The following is a 16,652-nucleotide window of genomic DNA, read 5'->3' as shown; positions in this document are numbered from 1 at the left end:
GGTCGACGAAGCAATCCAATATATTGGCTTACCTATGCCTAATCTCTTGGATTGTTTCGTTGCTAATAAAGTGACTCCTCGTTAATAGATAATGGTTGAGCAACTCCTCAGCAATAACATTTGGGTGATGACACAATTCTAAATTTGAGATATTATGATTATTAGACCATATTTTTGCTACATTTTTTTTATAGTTTTAATAATATCATCTTTTATGATGCACACTCACGCAGCTGAAACAAAGAGTGCTAATTTGTATATCATAAGCGATAAAGCTTTTGTTGGGGATCGTAGTCAATTGCTAGGAGTAGCAAGAGAAAGCGAGAAATACTTTAAAAGCAAGTCTGTTACGCTGAATGTTGAGGAATACGATAAATCTCAATTAGAAACCGTTAAGGATCAAATTAGCAGTAACAAAAATCTTGCCATTATAGTTTCAGTTGGTTATTACGGCATAGAATCAATAACTAAATTAAAGTCAGATCCTGAACTGGCAAAAAATATTATCGCAGTACATCTTTCTCACCAACTATTAGATAATGGCACTTTATCACACAAGCAACTTGTCCAAGAAAAACGTGATAATTTTTTGGGTGCAGACATAATAGCATTGCCTAGTCATGCATTAGATAAGCAGAATACTAAACTTACTGGTAAGCTTACTGGCGTGAACACTATACTACTTACTACTAATGGGGTGGCTCATAATATGCAGGTCTCTGATATTGAATCAGAATATGCTGCATTTAAATCAATGTTTTCTTCCTTTGATAAATATTTAGCAGTGATTTTAGCAGGGGATGTACCGGAAAATGGTACATATCATTGCTACACAAATAAAGAAGCAGAGAAGTTAGCCAATTATGTTAGTAATCTTGCATTAAAAAATAATTATTTCGTATTAGTATCCAATGGTCCACGTACAGGAAAATATGATTGCCAAAACAATAAAGAACTTAGTGTACATGAAAAAGATAGTATAATGGATACGGTGACCTCAAGTTTCCAAAGGGTTTTACAAGAAAATCGAGTACCCTTTAAATTATTTGACTTTAAGAAAGGACAACCAAGTATGTATAAGGCTATTCTTGGAGCTGTTTTATATAACAAGCATAGTTTGATTATAGTACCAGGTGAGTCTACTTCTATGGTCTCGGAAACCGTAGATATGTTACCTGCTAAAACTGTTACGGTGTATTATAACTCCACAATGAACGAAACCCATAAAAGACATATAAAAAACGAGTTTAATGAAGGAAGAGTGTCAATTATTGATGAGAATATGCATCTTCATTTACCTAATATACCTAATAATATGCGAGTTAAGTATTATTCTGCTAGTGAGAATATAGCTAAGGGGATATATACTTTGTGGCATACTCGTACAGTTAGTATACCAAAGGTTATTAAACTGCCCTGATGTTACCCCTACAACTGTTGAAAGTTAGTAAATACAGCTTCTTTATACGTCGTTGCGAGAAGGCCGTAAGGCCGACGAAGCAATCCAGTAACATCATTTATCTATTATAGATTGTTTCCTAGATTGCTTCATTTACGCTCGCAATGACGTTGTGGTATAGGTATTTGTAAACTTTCAACAGTTGAGGGGTTCTTGCTTTAGCAATAATTCTTATAAATCCACGAAATTAACATAAAGAATTTCCAATAATCTAGAGATTTTACTTCTAAAAGTTGTTTTTAACAACTTTTGAAGTTATAGTTATACTCAAATAATTTTTATAATATTAATTTAGATAATTTAAACTATGGGTAAATAAAATGTCATTACCAGAATCAGAAGAAGCTTTATCCGCAATAAAACAACTTCAAAAAAAGATGAAAACTGAGCATGGTATATTTGAAGAAGCTAATAAAGACCTCAAAGTGCTACAAAGAGATATCCGAGAGAAGCAAACAGCATTAGAAGATTTAAGAGAGAATTTGCAGGAACAAGATAAGGATGCATCAGAATTGTTGGGAAAACTTTGGAAACAGCAGGAAAAAATAAAAGGACACCTAGCTGCTCAATCAGCAGACGAAATAAAAAAAGCAGTTCAAGAACAAACTGAATTTATAAATTTAGAGCAAGGAAGAATTGAGCAGGAATCTGAAAACATTGAATCAAATATTAGACTCTGTCAAGAGTTGGATTGGTTTTTACATGAAGATGGAAAAAATATTGATAATATAGATATCGAGCGAAGAAAGGAATTTTCTCAATTACTTGAAAAAAACGACAAAGAAGAATTGCTTGAGAAAAATTCGCAACTTATGGCAGAGCTTAATGCCAGTATGCAGAATTTAGAAAAAAGAGATAAAAATTTAATCGAGCAAAAAAAGGAGTTACAAAAGAAAGATTTAGCGGGTAATTTGACAGTTGATGCTCAGCCAATACTACAAGGATTGTTTAAGGAACGGCAAGCGGAGATAACAAAAGAAATAGATGTTATATTAGCAAAAAATCCTATAATAGAGGAGCAATATAAAAATGTAAAACTACAAGAAGAAAAAATAAAGACAATCCAAGATCAAATAGAGCAAAAAACTCAAATCATTGAGCAAAGCAAGCAAAAAGAAGAGCAGTTGTTTGAAGAATTAAAGCAATTGGAACAAAAATCTTACCCCCCTCTATCCAGTGCAAAACAACAACAAGAAGATTCAATCAGTCAGTATCCTATATTACAAGAAAGAGCTAATGATGTTGAGGTATCACTAAAACGTCAAATTAAGCTTAATAAGTTAAATAAACAGCTTGAGATTGCAGAGAGTAAAATAGATGATCAAGATCATCAATTACAGCAATTAAAGTTATCTGCAGATAAGGAAAGATTATCTGCAAATGTGCAAATACAAAAAAATCTAGAACGAGTAAGTGAACTCCAAGAACGGATTAGGGAACTGGAGAGAGAAAAGAAAGAGCAACAAATAGGGCAGCAGCAATTTATTACACCGAATGATCCTAGTTTATTAGATGAACTAGAAAAAGCACTTAAAACAGATAAATTTGTAAAGTTAGAAGCTCGGATAAGTGAGTTAACCCAAGAGAATAATGATTTAAAAACTAAGTTAAAAGAGGTAGAGAAAAGTGCAAAAGAACAGCTAGAGGTACTTAGTGGGGAAAAAGAATTAGAGAATGATAATTTAAAGCAAGCATATGAAAAACAACTGGAATATCTAAAAGATCAGTCAGTACAAGACGCAGCAAAATTGCAAGAACTAGGTGAGGAATTATCTCCACTAAGATTAGAGCAGCAAAAAACTCGGAGTGAGCTAGTAGAGAAACAACAATTATTAGAAAAATCTCAGAAAGACTTATTGCTAGAGCAAGAAAAATCCAAAAACACAAGTAAACGGGTTGAAGATTTAGAAACTCAACTAAATGAGTTAACCACAGTTCAAGGTGAGAATAATAATTTACAAGCTCAGTTACAAGTAGAAAAAAATGAAAAAAAACAGTTAGTAGAACTTAGTGGAGCAAAAGATTTAGAGTATAGTAAAGCAAAAGAAGATTATACAACAAAATTGCGAGAGGTAGGTGAGGAATTATCAAAGCTAAAATCAGAGCAGCAAGCAAAGCAGGCAGAGCTACAAAAGACGAAAGAAGAATTAACTAATACTCGTGAAGAATTGCATGGAAAAGAAAGTGAGCAGGCTAAAAAACTACAAGCTGAGGTAAAGGAATTAACCAAGGTTCAGCATCAATTAACGACTGAGTTAAAAGAAACAAGAGAAGGGGCAGAAAGTCGAATAGCAGGACTTACTAAAGAAAAAGAATCAGCAACTCTCGGCTTACAGGTAGCACGATTAGCTTATGAAGCAATGCTTAAAGAACAATCAGAGGCAGCTGCAGCAGAATTGCAAACAATAAACGAGAAATTATCACAACTAAAATCAGAGCAGCAAGAAAGTCGGAGTGAGCTAGAAAAGAAGCAACAAGAATTAATAATCGTTCAAGAAAGCCTAAAGGCAGCTGAGCAAGAATATGGTGTAGAAAGTAAGCAAGCTAAAGAATTACAAGCTCAGCTAGGTGGATTAACCAATGAGAATAATAGTTTAAAAACTCAGTTAGAAGAAATAGAAAATGAAAGAAAACAGTTAGAGGTACTTAGTGGGAAGAAAGATTTAGAGTATAATTATTTAGAGGCAGAATACGAAAAACAACAGGCAGAGCTAAAGAAAATTCAACAAGAATTAACCGAAGCCCAAGAAGAACTAACGTTGGAAAAAGCTATTTCTGATGAGCAATATGACCAAAATAAAAACTTTAAAACTCAGCTAAATAAAGTAACCGACGAGAATGCGGGTTTAAAATCTCAGTTAGAAAAAATAAAAGAAGATACAAAAAATCAGCTAGAAACACTTAGTGCAAGAAAAGATTTAGAGTATAATGCCTTAAAAGAAGAACAAAAAAGGAGTATGGATGAACTTTATGGACGGTTGAAGGATGCTGAGAAACATAACCAAATAATGCAAGGAGTTGAGCAGGCTGGGATAAAAGATATTCAAGATAAGAATGCTAAGATAGCTGCTCTTGAAAGGCAAAATGCTGCACTTCTAGAGCAGTTGGAAAAATTACAAATTAAGGCGGAAGTACAAGGAGCTTCTGTACAAACAGATAAGATAGTTAGTCAGTCAATAGGTACGGAAACAGAGACTATTACTAAAGAGTTTAGAGCAGTTGATAGCCAAACAGATAATAGGCAAAAGTTGCATCAATCAGTAGGTACAGAGTATAGGTCAGTGATGGATAGTGGCGTGTCTGTAGATAAAGTATTAGTTCAGGATAAAACTAAGGGTAGTGTTTATGACGATGATAAAATATTGCAAGCTTTTAAGGAATTGTCAAGAGAGCAAGTCCAGCCAATTGTTAATAAATTTTCTTTGGAATCTACAAGCAGTTTTGCTCAATTTGCCCAAAAAAATGTTGGCGGATTATCCGAAGTATTGCGGGACTCAGAAGTACTACGAGAGATAGAAAATATTGAACAAAGAGGCTATACAGATATTCATAAAAAATTTGCAGCTGAGTATAAAGATATTGAATGGCAAGATAAAGGAGCAGATAAGAGCTTTAGTTTGCAGCAAAACGGTAAGGATGTTGTGACAATAAATGAAACAACATTGAGTTATGATGTGAGTCATGATGACAAAAATGCTAAATATAAAACTAGTGAGGGAGAAGAAATTAAAAATGCTCGTATGGTAAATATACCATTATCTATAGATATGCAGGGGGCGTGCCATATGTCTTTTGCAGTACAAGATACAAATGGACGTAATATTAGTAAAGAAGATGCTGTGTATTTGACTGCTCACTATAAGAATGGCAAGTTGGTGCATCTGACCAAACCTACAGAAATATTTTCTTGTTCTGAGGACAATAAGTCACCTTTATATTTGAAACGTAAGGGTAAAACTTATACTTTACCAGTAGATAAAAGTACTCTTGAGAAACTTGAGCAAGAAGTTCTTAAAAACAAAGGAGAATATGTAGGAATAGTTAAAAATGCCCAAGGTAATATTAGAGTAAATTCAGCTGCTGTTCCCGGGTTGCAACCTGATCGTGTAATAGCTGACCCTCTTTTTAAGGATGCGTCTCAGCTATTACATGATGCTAATGCTACCCCTGCTCTAGATGGTTCTCTAGATAAGAAAGGACCTGCTCATAAAAAACCTAACCGAAATGTAGGTGGTAGTAGAAATTTTTAACGAGAGTTGCTAATTATGTAATAATTAGCAACTTATATTAAAATTTCACTGATCCATTAACATAGAAAGAGTGGGTAGTAAAACTTTTCTTTAAACTATAATCGTAACCAGCACCTAATTCAAGTGCTGATACAGATTGCATATTTATACAACCTCCTAAAGTGTACATAACATTTTTTGGAGATGGTCTTAGAGATTTTGTGATAGCTACTGTTTGAGTATGGTGTTCTATGCTAGTAAAATTAATAATGTCGGTTGAATTATTTAGTAGAATAGTCTGATCTAGTTTAAAGTGTACCTTAGGAATAATTGAAATATTTTTTACCAAAATGCGTTTACTGAAATCAATGCCAGTTTCAAATGATACTCTTTTTCCTTTCCTAGTTGGTACATTAATATTAAAATCTTTCCTATACTCTGTAAAATTTTTGATTAGAAAACGATCAAATATTATTCCTACCATTGGTTTGAACAAAAATTTATCTAAATCAACTTTATAGTGAGTTTCAAGCTTCGCACGTCCTACATAACCGTTAGTCTTGCTATTAATGGATATAGTATCTCTTTTCCCTAGATTTTTAATAAAGGCTTTACCATATTTAAGATAAGAACTCAGATACATATTTGGTGATAATGTATATTTGCTGTAAACTGCAGCTACATGTAAAATAATATTTTGCTTGTCATTAAAGATGTTTTGAAATTTAGTATATGAATTTGCATTAGCATATGCGATTCCTATAATAAGTTCATCAAGAGGCTGTGCATCAAAACCTAGAACGAAGCCTTGCTGATTATTTTTAAAGGGTAAAGTATTTCCTTTTTGTTTGCTAGTAGACCTCATAACTTGAATCCACCCTCCTTTTTTAATATAATAATCATTATCCCCTGCCGCTTTTACCGTAGGATTATCTGTTAATAGATTATTTTGATTTCGAGTACTTAAAGCATTTGAAATTAAATCCAAGTAATCAAATTCTATATATGTAGTATATTTTGCTATATTTTGTTCGATATCAAAATTAATAGGTGGGATATAAGATTTTTTTTTCAACTAATGCTATAGTTTCTAGAGGAGTTTGAGGTGCAGCTGCAAGAGGCTGCTCATTAGTTACAAAATGTTCATCCTTCTGATGTTCATCTACATGTTGTCCATCTGCATGATGTTCAGCCTCAGGAGGTTGATCATTAGCTGCAAGATGTTCATCTGCGTGTTGTTGTTCATTTACATGTTGTCCATCTGCATCATGTTCAGCCTCCTGAGGTTGATCATTAGCTACTATAGGTACAGCATCTTCTTTAAACAATTCTTCTAACCCAAGATTATCTTCATCAAATATATCATGTTCAGCCTCAAGAGGTTGAATTGCAGGAGGATTATTTTCTACATGGACTACATTTGCAGGAGGTTGAGGTACAGCCTCAAGAGGTTGAATTGCATGATGTTCTTCCTCGGGAAGTTGCTCATTAGCTACTATTGGCACAGCCTCTTCTTTAAATGGTTTTTCTAACCCAAGATTATCTTCATCAAATACTTCATTTTGAACAACAACTACATTATCATGTACAGCTATACTCCTTTTTTGCCTTTTAGTAGGGGCTTGATGAACAGCTACTAGAGGTGGAACATTAGCTACAAGTTGTTCAACTGTATGATATTCAGGTTTATCTACAAACTGTTCAACTGCGTGATATACAGGCTTATCTACAAGCTGTTCAACTGTGTGATATTTAGGCTTATCTACAAGCTGTTTAACTACGTGATATACAGGCTTATCTACGAGTTGTTCCACTGTATGATATTTAGGCTTATCTACAAGCTGTTTAACTACGTGATATACAGGCTTATCTACAAGCTGTTTAACTACGTGATATACAGGCTTATCTACAAGTTGTTCCACTGTATGATATTCAGGATTATCTGCAAGTTGTTCAACTGTATGATATACAGGTTTATCTACAAACTGTTCAACTGCGTGATATACAGGCTTATCTACAAGCTGTTTAACTACGTGATATACAGGCTTATCTACAAACTGTTCAACTGCGTGATATACAGGCTTATCTACAAGCTGTTCAACTGTGTGATATACAGGTTTATCTACAAACTGTTCAACTGTGTGATATTCAGGTTCAGGAAGTTGAACATTAGCTACTATTGGCACAGCCTCTTCTTTAAACAATTCTTCTAATCTAAGATTATCTTCATCAAATATATCCTGTACAGCTATACTCCTTTTCTGCCTTTTAGTTTTGTAAAGTTTCGATGGATTCTCATATTCATGTAGTTCTATGTTGTTTTCGCTTACCCCTTGTTTATTGTCCACATTGTATACTACAACTTGGTCAACTACTGTGTGCGTTGTTGAAGATTGTTCTTGAGTTATTGGTAGGGGGGGAAACGTTACTACTGCTACTTCATCGCTAGAATCAAGATTTGAAGCATCTGATGATCTTCTTGAATAATATTGTGGATCGAGTGGTGCTAATGAAGATGACCGTGAAAACCTTTTGGGAGTATCTATGAGTGGTTCATCTTCAGAGTCGCTCCACTCTTCCTCTTCAGATTTTGGTGTGCTGCTGTGATAAGAGAAAAATCCTTCGTCTAGTGATTGGGGTCGGGGGAGTTCGAGGCTAAACGTACGAGTAATAGTTTTATTATCTTGATAATGTTTAGGTTGTTCTGTTTCGATGCTATGCCTGCGAGTAATAATCTCCTTACGTTGATTATTACCGTCATTTTCTGTTGAAAACTCTTGCAATTCATCGTGTAAACTTTTAGTGTTTACTTGTGGTATAGCTTTATCGGTTAGCGTTTCATTATTAGGTTGAGTGGTATCTAATATTAGAGGCGTAACAACAGAAGGATCTATTTGGTATGGTAATATCTCTGTTTGCATACTTAAGCTTGGAGCTGGAGGTGGGTCATCAAGAGATATATAAGGTGATTTTACTGACACCAAACTATTAGAAGTTTGAGGTTGTGCTTTGATAATAGAAATAATGTGTGCTGCCACATTCCTAAACTGTAGTTTCTTCTTTGGTAAAGCAAGTAAATTAGCCTCTTTACAATCTAACTTAGATTCAAAGTATTTTTTTGTTTCTTCTAACTTGCAGATTTTATCTTTTTTTATATCAATAGAACTTGATAGTTGGTCGTAATTATCTTTTTCTTGGTTGAGTATTGAGTCTTGCTGTTCTGTCTCACGTATCTTCTGTGCTAAATCTCCTAACTTTTGATTTACTTCCTTAAGATTAGTATAGAGAGTTTCTTTTTTGTTATCATCGTACCCTAGGTCTTGAGGAGATATTTTTATTTTTTTTAGAATTTCAATTATACTTGAATGATCTGAAAAATTGTCTTCGTAAATTTCGGGGTCTGTGTTTACTACGTTGTATTCGCTCCCTCCTTGTTTGTTGTTCTCATTCTTCAAGTATACAGCATCTTGATGTGAGGTTTCCTCTAATTCTTTTTTTATTGTTAATAAAAAATTGTCCTTTTCCACCAAAGCTTTTAGTTTAGCTTCTGATTGAGCTTTATTATATTCTTTCTTTTCCTCAAAAATCTTTTGTTTAGCTTCTAATAGAGTTTTATTATATTCTTCATAATTTCTATCTATTAGCTTCTCTATTTCGGTTAAACCTTTCTCCTTTATGCCTTTCAGCGTTTTGTTATCTAATATCTCGTTTAAGATTTTTTCTTTCTCAAAAGTATATTCTTTCATTAACTCAAGAGACTTTAAAGACTCCTTTTCTAGTAAATCAACTGCTTCTGAATAATAATTGTTTTTTTTACCCAATGCTTTTGTTACTCTATGTGAATTGTATTCTTGTTCTAGTGTTTTCAACTCACCACGAGCTTCATCAATAAGTTGCCGAGTTGCCTCTATTTCATTTTCAAAGTATTCTCTATTAGTAGTTGGGTCTAAATGAGGTAGATTTATTTGCTCATTTCTTAGTTCTGCTGCCAAAACATTAGATGTACCAAACCCTTGTAATAAAAAAAATAGAATAAACAAAAAAAGAAAAATTATGCACCTTGTTACTAAATATATATCTATTAGATCTATTAATAAGAAAATTATTTTGTAATACCAATTCCCTAATTTAAATTAGTATAAATAGTAGAAAAAAGATGAGATTATGTTATAATATTCCAAGTTTATGAATAAATTAAGGAAAGGAATATAATGGGATGTCATCAAAGATTAATAACAGAAGAGTTATACCAACGTGCTATTGAGCAGCTTGCAAGCATGAACCGAGATAATAGAGTTGCTATTAGACTTATGGCTATAATTGCTGCTAAAGAAAATGGTGTTGGTATAGTATGTAAGGTATTTAATATAACAACCAATACGCTTAGGAACTGGGTAAAAAGCTTTGCTCAAGGTAATGATAAAAGCCTTGAATATAAACAAGGTAGAGGACGAAAAAGTAAATTAACAAAAAATTGTTGTGAAGCAATAAATAAATGGTTACAAGACGATTGTAACATGACAATAAAAAATATCATCATAAAACTTAAAGAAAATTTGGAGATTGATTCTAGTAAATCGGCTGTACATAGAGTATTACAGAAACTTAAATTTGCATACATTACCCCAAGACCAGTGCATTACAAACAGAATAAAGAAACTCATGAAGGGTTTAAAAAAAACTTCAAGAAACAATAACAAATAACCCTAGCAGTTACTTGTATTTCTTTGATGAATCACGTTTTGGGACTCATTCTAAATTAGGTTATGGTTGGTTTCGTAAAGGTAGCAGAACTCAAGTTAAAGCCAAAATGGGCTTTCAAAATTTCTATGTTTATAGTGCGGTTAACCCAATCACAGGTGATGATTTTACTTTAATGATGCCAAATGTCAATACCGTTTGTTTAAATATATTTTTGGCAGAGATGTCTAAACAGATAGGAGAACAAAAAGCGATTATTGTTATGGATTGTGCTGGATGGCACAAAGCTAAAGAGCTAATTATTGCAACAAATATAGAAATTCTTTATTTACCCCCATATTCTCCTGAATTGAATCCGACAGAGAAATTGTGGCAATATTTAAAGTCTAATACTATAAAGAATAAAGTATATGACACAATCGAACAACTAGAAATAGTAGTATGTTCCTGCCTTAAAAATTTAAATGCCTCACTAATTAAATCGATTTGTTGTATGAATTATTTGCTAAATTAAATTAGGGAATTAGTATAACTTGTTAAATAAAACCATTTTATTACCTATCAGTTAATTTATTTATTAAAGATTAATTAATGTTAATGCAATTGTCATAGAGAGGGAAAGTAAAAACTGTATTTATAATTTTATTTTTAAAGAAAAATTTACTAATATGTGATAAAAATCACGATTGCAGATTAAGTGTATTGTTATAAAGCATGACTTTAAATATGAGAGAGTTACCAAGAAAAAAGTAAAGTAAGAAAAGAATATTAAGTGAAAATGTGATTTATCGACTTCGAATTATTGATCTTTAATTTTAATTCATCAAGGTTGAATGTTATGTTGACAATCGCTCCCCCCTCGTGCTTGTTTGCTAACTCTAGTATTGCACAATGATCTTGTGCTATTTTTTTGATAATGGCTAGCCCTAAACCAGTTCCTTTAGATCTAGTTGTTATATAGGCTTCTGTAGCCCTATCAATTAAATTTGCTTGGAATCCTACTCCATTGTCATTTACTGTAATAGTAATCTGATGGTTAGACTTGGTTATAGAAACAGCAATAACACCTTGTTGAAATCTAGTAAGTCCTATAGATTCTTCGGCATTTTTTAATAAATTAACCATAATCTGATTAATTTGAGTTGTATCACAGATAAAATCTATGTGTCGATCAGTTGTGATGAATTTATATAATATTTTATCATTAATTAATTTTCGTGATTCAACCATATTCTTTATAAGAATTACTAGATCACAATCCATAAATATTGGGGCTGGTAGTCTTGCAAAATTAACAAATTCAGAGACAATTTTCTTAATATCGTCAGTATGACGTACAATCATCTGTATGTATTTGTTGAACTCTGTCTTATCTTCAACTTGATTACTAAATTTCCTAAGTAATCTTTCGGAGGCAAGATGAATAGGCGTCAAAGGATTCTTAATCTCGTGAGCTACTTTCCTTGCTACGTCAGACCAAGCAAGTGCACGTTGAGCTATAACTAGATCTCTTTGTTGATGGTCAATTTGTTTAATCATCCTATTAAAAGCTGAGGATAAAACGCTTATTTCATCTTTATTAACAAGGTCTTCTGGTACTTGAATAGTTAAGTCACCATTTTTAACCTTTTCAGTAGCAATCACTAATTTCCGAATAGGCTTTACTATCTTTGTAGCAAAAATCATCCCCCAGCTTATTGCAGCTAATAGCAGTAATAAAGCAATAAAAATAAATACTATAGAAAATTTGATCTGCATACTGGATATATGTTTTTTAAGACGATAATATTCTTCAGCTGCACCGTTAGTTTTATCAATATGATCAATAATTTTAGCATCAATCAATCTACCTACCAACAAATATATATCATTATGATCTTTAAGTTTTGTAAGCATTCGAATCTTTTTAGGATCAGATTTTATCTCAACAATTTCTCCTAGCTCAGCTCTTTTCATTAAATGAGCTGGAATAGTAGCAAATGAAATTGCGAAACTTAAGAATGTATTAGCAATAACAGTATTAGTAGGTCTATGTAAAACCATAGCTTCGTCAAGAGAGCGCATCTCAACTTCAGTATTTAATGCTTCATTAAATGAAAGGGGATTATGTATTAAATTATAATACATTTCAGTTAAATCATCAGCGACGGATAATGCTGTTTCGCGTAACTGTAGTTTATGTTCGTCTATATAAGATTCTGCTACTATTATCGACTGATCAAGCACAGCAGAAATCTTTTTATCGAACCAAGATTGAATACCAAAGTTAAAGAAATATGCTGAAAAGACTGAAACAATAATGGTTGGAATTGTAGCAATTAAACTAAAGGCAATAATGATACGATTTTGTAATTTCGAAGACGTCTCCCTTTCACCTTTATCAATAAAATCTCGTAAAAATTTACGAGCTAATAAAATGCCTAAAAGTAAGAATACAGCAAGATCTACTAATATAAGTCCTATAACTCTACTTGGGTCTGGACCAAGAGATTTCGACTCAATTGAAATCACATAATAAGTCGAGCAAGCCAATATAATGGCTACAATTATTAGAACAAATATTAATTTACCGCTACTACAATATTTTTTAATATCTCGATAAAAGTAATTCAACATTTTTATTATTCAAAATCATTTGAGTATATTTGAAGTTCTACCCCTACCTAATTTAAACCTAAGCAAATTCAAGTAACACCTGCCCACTAACCACCTGATCTTTCTCATTAACTAGGATTTTAGCAATTTTCCCATTACGCTCAGCAACAAGTATATTTTCCATTTTCATGGCAGTTAAAACCATAATCTCTTGACCAATAACTACCTTACTACCTTCTTGAACCTTAATTGCAATAATTTGTCCTGCAAGCGGGGCGTGCAGTTCTGTTTGCTCTTCTTGGATATTTTTTGTAATCATCAACGCTTCTAGTTCAGACATCCGTGGGGAACGGACGTAAGCTTTAACAGTAATGCCTGAATGTGATAACATATAACCTGTTAAGATATTGCCAATTTTTACATTGGCTTTTCTACCATTTACAATACAGGAAAAGAGTCTACTACCTAAGTTCCAGTTACTACGTATATAAATTCTATCATTTTCTTGTCTTATATTATAACCATAATCTACTGATTTAATTAAAACTGGAAATAGTTTGTCATCAATTGATACAACCCATCTAGTACCGATTTTGTGAGTTTGATCGACTATTTGACCAGAGATTAACGAAGCACGTTTTTGCTCGGCAATATAAACAAAAATGGCTGTAGCTAGGAATATTTTAGTGATTTCAGAAGTTAAGCTTGCTCCAGAAAAACCATCTGGATATTCTTCTTCTATAAATGCAGTATTTATATCACCTGCTATAAAACGAGGATGTGATATTACTGCTTCTAAGAAACTAATATTATGAGAAATACCTTGTATTATGTAAGCACTTAAAGCAGAACGCATAACCTCAATAGCTTGTTCTCTAGTCTCTCCGTAAGTACAAAGTTTTGCAATCATTGAATCATAAAACATACTGACTTCTCCACCAAGTCCAAGACCTGTATCCACACGTATGTTAGCATTTTTTGGTGGTTCTGCATATTCAGTAATTCTGCCACTAGACGACAGAAATCCACGCATTGGATTTTCTGCACAAATTCTAGATTCAAACGCATGCCCCTTTAATTTTATATCTTCTTGAGAAAATGATAATTTTTCACCAGCAGCAATTTTTATCATCTCTTCTACTATGTCAATACCAGTGATCAGTTCAGTTACTGGATGCTCAACTTGTAGCCTAGTGTTCATCTCAAGGAAATAAAAGTTCTTATCTAAATCAACTATAAATTCAACTGTACCGGCTGAGTAATAACCGACCTTGCTAGATAAAGCTAAGGTCTCTTTATACATTTTTTGCCGTATTTCCTCGGTAATAAAGGAGCTTGGGGCTTCTTCAATCACTTTTTGATGATAACGTTGAATTGAACATTCTCGCTCACCAAGACAAACACTGTTACCATACTGATCAGCTAATAATTGTATTTCAATATGCCTTGGGGACTGAATTAATTTTTCAATGAATAATCTACCATCGCTAAAATTATTTACTGCCTCAAGCTTAGCTGATTCAAAGGCATTAGCCATTTCTTCAGAGTTTTTTACCACTCTCATTCCACGACCACCACCACCAGCTGTTGCCTTAACTATAACAGGGAAACCTATTTTTTCTGCAATTTCTATGGCCTGATTTATATTGCTGATAGTACCAATATAGCCAGGGACTAGGCTGATTCCTGCTTCCATAGCGATTTTTTTTGCTTCAATTTTATCGCCCATTTTCTTAATAGCAGAAGCATTGGGACCTATTAATGCAACTCCTTCCCTTTTTAAGATATTTGCAAAATTTGAATTTTCTGATAAAAAGCCATATCCTGGATGCACCGCCGAAGCACCACTTGCTCTAATAGCATTTACAATATTTTTAATTGACAAATAGCTCTCAGTGGCAGGAGAATTGCCGATATAATAAGCTTCATCAGCATATTGTACATGCATTGAATGTGTATCTGCTTCAGAATATACGGCAACTGATGTAATACCCATCTTCTTTAGGGTTCGCATTATTCTCAAAGCTATTTCACCACGATTGGCGATTAAAATTTTATCAAATAATGGTTTAGTCATAAAATCTCGTGCTTAAGTATACTAAAGTGGTAAGTTATCATGCTTCTTCCATGGTAATTGTATTTTTTTGTTTTGAAGAAAGTTTAGTGCTTTACATATGCGCCATCTAGTATTTTGAGGCTTTATAATATCGTCTAGGTATCCTCTAGATGCTGCCGCGAAAGGAGAAGTAACAGTATCTTTATACTCTTGGATTTTTTGTTTTTTTGATTCTGGATCTTTGCATTCTTCTTTAAATATTATTTCAGCAGCTCCTTCAGCTCCAAGTACTGCAATTTCTGAGTTGAACCACGCGTAATTTACATCACCACGAAGATGTTTTGAGTTCATCACTATATAAGCTCCACCATAAGCTTTCCTAGTAATTATGGTAATTTTTGGTACAGTCGCTTCAGCATACGCATATAACAATTTTGCTCCATGTTTAATAATTCCGTTATGCTCTTGATCAGTGCCAGGTAAAAAACCTGGTACATCAACTAGAGTTACTATTGGGATATTAAACGCATCACAAAAACGAACAAACCTTGCTGCTTTTCTTGATGCGTTAATATCTAAACAGCCAGCTAAATGTAATGGTTGATTCGCAACAAATCCTATAGGTCTTCCTTCCATATAACCAAAGCCGATTATAATATTTCTAGCAAAATCTGGTTGCAGCTCAAAAAATTCTCCTTCATCAACAATACGCTCAATTAATTCTTTCATGTCATAAGCTTTGTTCGGAATGCTTGGGACTAAGGTGTTTAGGGACATATCAACCCGATCAGCTGGGTCTTCGGTACGACGATGTGGTAGAGGACTACTATTTGATAGAGGTAAAAAATTAAAAAACCTTCTAGTTTCTAGAAGTAGTTCTATATCATTTTTAAAAGCAAGGTCAGCAACACCACTCTTGGTAGTATGCATTTTTGCTCCGCCAAGTTGTTCTTGGCTTACTTCTTCACCTGTAACAGTTTTAACTACGTCTGGTCCTGTTACAAACATATAAGAAGTATTTTTAACCATGAATATGAAATCTGTTAAGGCAGGAGAATAAACAGCCCCACCAGCACAAGGGCCCATAATTAAGGTGATTTGTGGAATAATACCGGAAGCAATTACATTGCGTTGAAATAATTCTCCATAACCACCAAGGGCGTCAACCCCTTCCTGAATTCTTGCACCCCCCGAATCATTTATGCCAATAACTGGTGCTCCTACTGCCAAAGCAGAATCGAGTATAGTGCAAATTTTTTTAGCATGATATTCTCCAAGAGATCCACCTAACACCGTAAAATCTTGGCTATACACAAAAACCAACCTACCATTTATGGTGCCATGTCCAGTTATTATACCGTCCCCTAGGAATTTTTTGTTGTTCATGCCAAAATTACTGCATCTATGTTCAACAAACATTCCTGTTTCTTCAAAACTTTCAGGATCTAGCAATACTTCTATCCTTTCTCTTGCAGTAAGCTTACCTTTTTTATGTTGTAAGGCGATTCTCTCTCCCCCTCCACCTTGACGGGCATTATTACGCTTTTCATCAAGTGATTCAGGAGAATTTACAATATGTTGATTCATTATGGCTATACTAGTTCATTATAAA

Annotated in this window: 9 protein-coding genes; 4 read left to right on the top strand and 5 right to left on the bottom strand. The window is 33.4% G+C overall.

The window, feature by feature from the left end; translation table 11 throughout:
- The first annotated feature begins 214 nt into the window (after positions 1 to 214).
- Positions 215 to 1,420: a hypothetical protein gene (locus ACFEL1_RS02255; RefSeq protein WP_375331335.1), complete on the top strand. Its 1,206-nt coding sequence runs from the start codon at positions 215 to 217 to the stop codon at positions 1,418 to 1,420.
- Positions 1,421 to 1,779: 359 nt separating this feature from the next.
- Entirely contained in the window at positions 1,780 to 5,709 is a 3,930-nt protein-coding gene (locus ACFEL1_RS02250; RefSeq protein ID WP_375331334.1) for a hypothetical protein, read from the top strand.
- Between the two features lie 37 nt (positions 5,710 to 5,746).
- Here the strand turns inward: ACFEL1_RS02250 and ACFEL1_RS02245 are convergent, their stop codons facing one another.
- Together ACFEL1_RS02245 and ACFEL1_RS02240 are read right to left on the bottom strand one after the other, a co-directional pair.
- Positions 5,747 to 6,763, bottom strand: coding sequence for an autotransporter outer membrane beta-barrel domain-containing protein (locus ACFEL1_RS02245; RefSeq protein ID WP_375331333.1), 1,017 nt, complete (start codon positions 6,761 to 6,763; stop codon positions 5,747 to 5,749).
- Positions 6,732 to 9,728 (bottom strand): hypothetical protein, encoded by a 2,997-nt coding sequence (locus tag ACFEL1_RS02240; RefSeq protein ID WP_375331332.1) that lies wholly within the window; start codon positions 9,726 to 9,728, stop codon positions 6,732 to 6,734. Before ACFEL1_RS02240 ends, ACFEL1_RS02245 begins: the two co-directional genes overlap by 32 nt.
- Positions 9,729 to 9,899: 171 nt before the next feature.
- Between ACFEL1_RS02240 and ACFEL1_RS02235 the strand changes: the two genes are divergently transcribed.
- Together ACFEL1_RS02235 and ACFEL1_RS02230 are read left to right on the top strand one after the other, a co-directional pair.
- Complete coding sequence (locus ACFEL1_RS02235) at positions 9,900 to 10,385, top strand: helix-turn-helix domain-containing protein (RefSeq protein ID WP_375330732.1); 486 nt, start codon at positions 9,900 to 9,902, stop codon at positions 10,383 to 10,385.
- Positions 10,386 to 10,405: 20 nt separating this feature from the next.
- The gene (locus ACFEL1_RS02230; RefSeq protein WP_375330791.1) at positions 10,406 to 10,903 is read left to right on the top strand and encodes an IS630 family transposase; all 498 of its coding nucleotides are present in this window, start codon (positions 10,406 to 10,408) and stop codon (positions 10,901 to 10,903) included.
- A 254-nt stretch (positions 10,904 to 11,157) separates the two neighbouring features.
- Here ACFEL1_RS02230 and ACFEL1_RS02225 read toward each other — a convergent pair whose 3' ends face one another.
- From ACFEL1_RS02225 to ACFEL1_RS02215, 3 genes are read right to left on the bottom strand one after another with little or no spacing between them, the layout of a single operon-like run.
- Positions 11,158 to 13,005 (bottom strand): sensor histidine kinase NtrY-like, encoded by a 1,848-nt coding sequence (locus tag ACFEL1_RS02225; RefSeq protein WP_375331331.1) that lies wholly within the window; start codon positions 13,003 to 13,005, stop codon positions 11,158 to 11,160.
- A gap of 58 nt (positions 13,006 to 13,063) precedes the next feature.
- The gene (locus ACFEL1_RS02220) at positions 13,064 to 15,061 is read right to left on the bottom strand and encodes an acetyl-CoA carboxylase biotin carboxylase subunit (protein WP_375331330.1); all 1,998 of its coding nucleotides are present in this window, start codon (positions 15,059 to 15,061) and stop codon (positions 13,064 to 13,066) included.
- A 21-nt stretch (positions 15,062 to 15,082) separates the two neighbouring features.
- Positions 15,083 to 16,627, bottom strand: a complete 1,545-nt coding sequence (locus ACFEL1_RS02215) for an acyl-CoA carboxylase subunit beta (protein WP_375331329.1) — start codon at positions 16,625 to 16,627, stop codon at positions 15,083 to 15,085.
- Between the last annotated feature and the right edge of the window lie 25 nt (positions 16,628 to 16,652).

Source organism: Candidatus Tisiphia endosymbiont of Oplodontha viridula, assembly GCF_964264865.1.
Classification (GTDB): Bacteria; Pseudomonadota; Alphaproteobacteria; order Rickettsiales; family Rickettsiaceae; genus Tisiphia.
This window is presented reverse-complemented; position numbering and strand designations above follow the sequence as displayed.

What these genes read in the sequence shown, in the direction of transcription:
- ACFEL1_RS02255 (WP_375331335.1), top strand. Translation starts at nt 215, where the DNA reads ATGATGCACACTCACGCAGCTGAAACAAAGAGTGCTAATTTGTATATC.
- ACFEL1_RS02250 (WP_375331334.1), top strand. Translation starts at nt 1,780, where the DNA reads ATGTCATTACCAGAATCAGAAGAAGCTTTATCCGCAATAAAACAACTT.
- ACFEL1_RS02235 (WP_375330732.1), top strand. Translation starts at nt 9,900, where the DNA reads ATGGGATGTCATCAAAGATTAATAACAGAAGAGTTATACCAACGTGCT.
- ACFEL1_RS02225 (WP_375331331.1), bottom strand. Translation starts at nt 13,005, where the DNA reads ATGTTGAATTACTTTTATCGAGATATTAAAAAATATTGTAGTAGCGGT.
- ACFEL1_RS02220 (WP_375331330.1), bottom strand. Translation starts at nt 15,061, where the DNA reads ATGACTAAACCATTATTTGATAAAATTTTAATCGCCAATCGTGGTGAA.
- ACFEL1_RS02215 (WP_375331329.1), bottom strand. Translation starts at nt 16,627, where the DNA reads ATGAATCAACATATTGTAAATTCTCCTGAATCACTTGATGAAAAGCGT.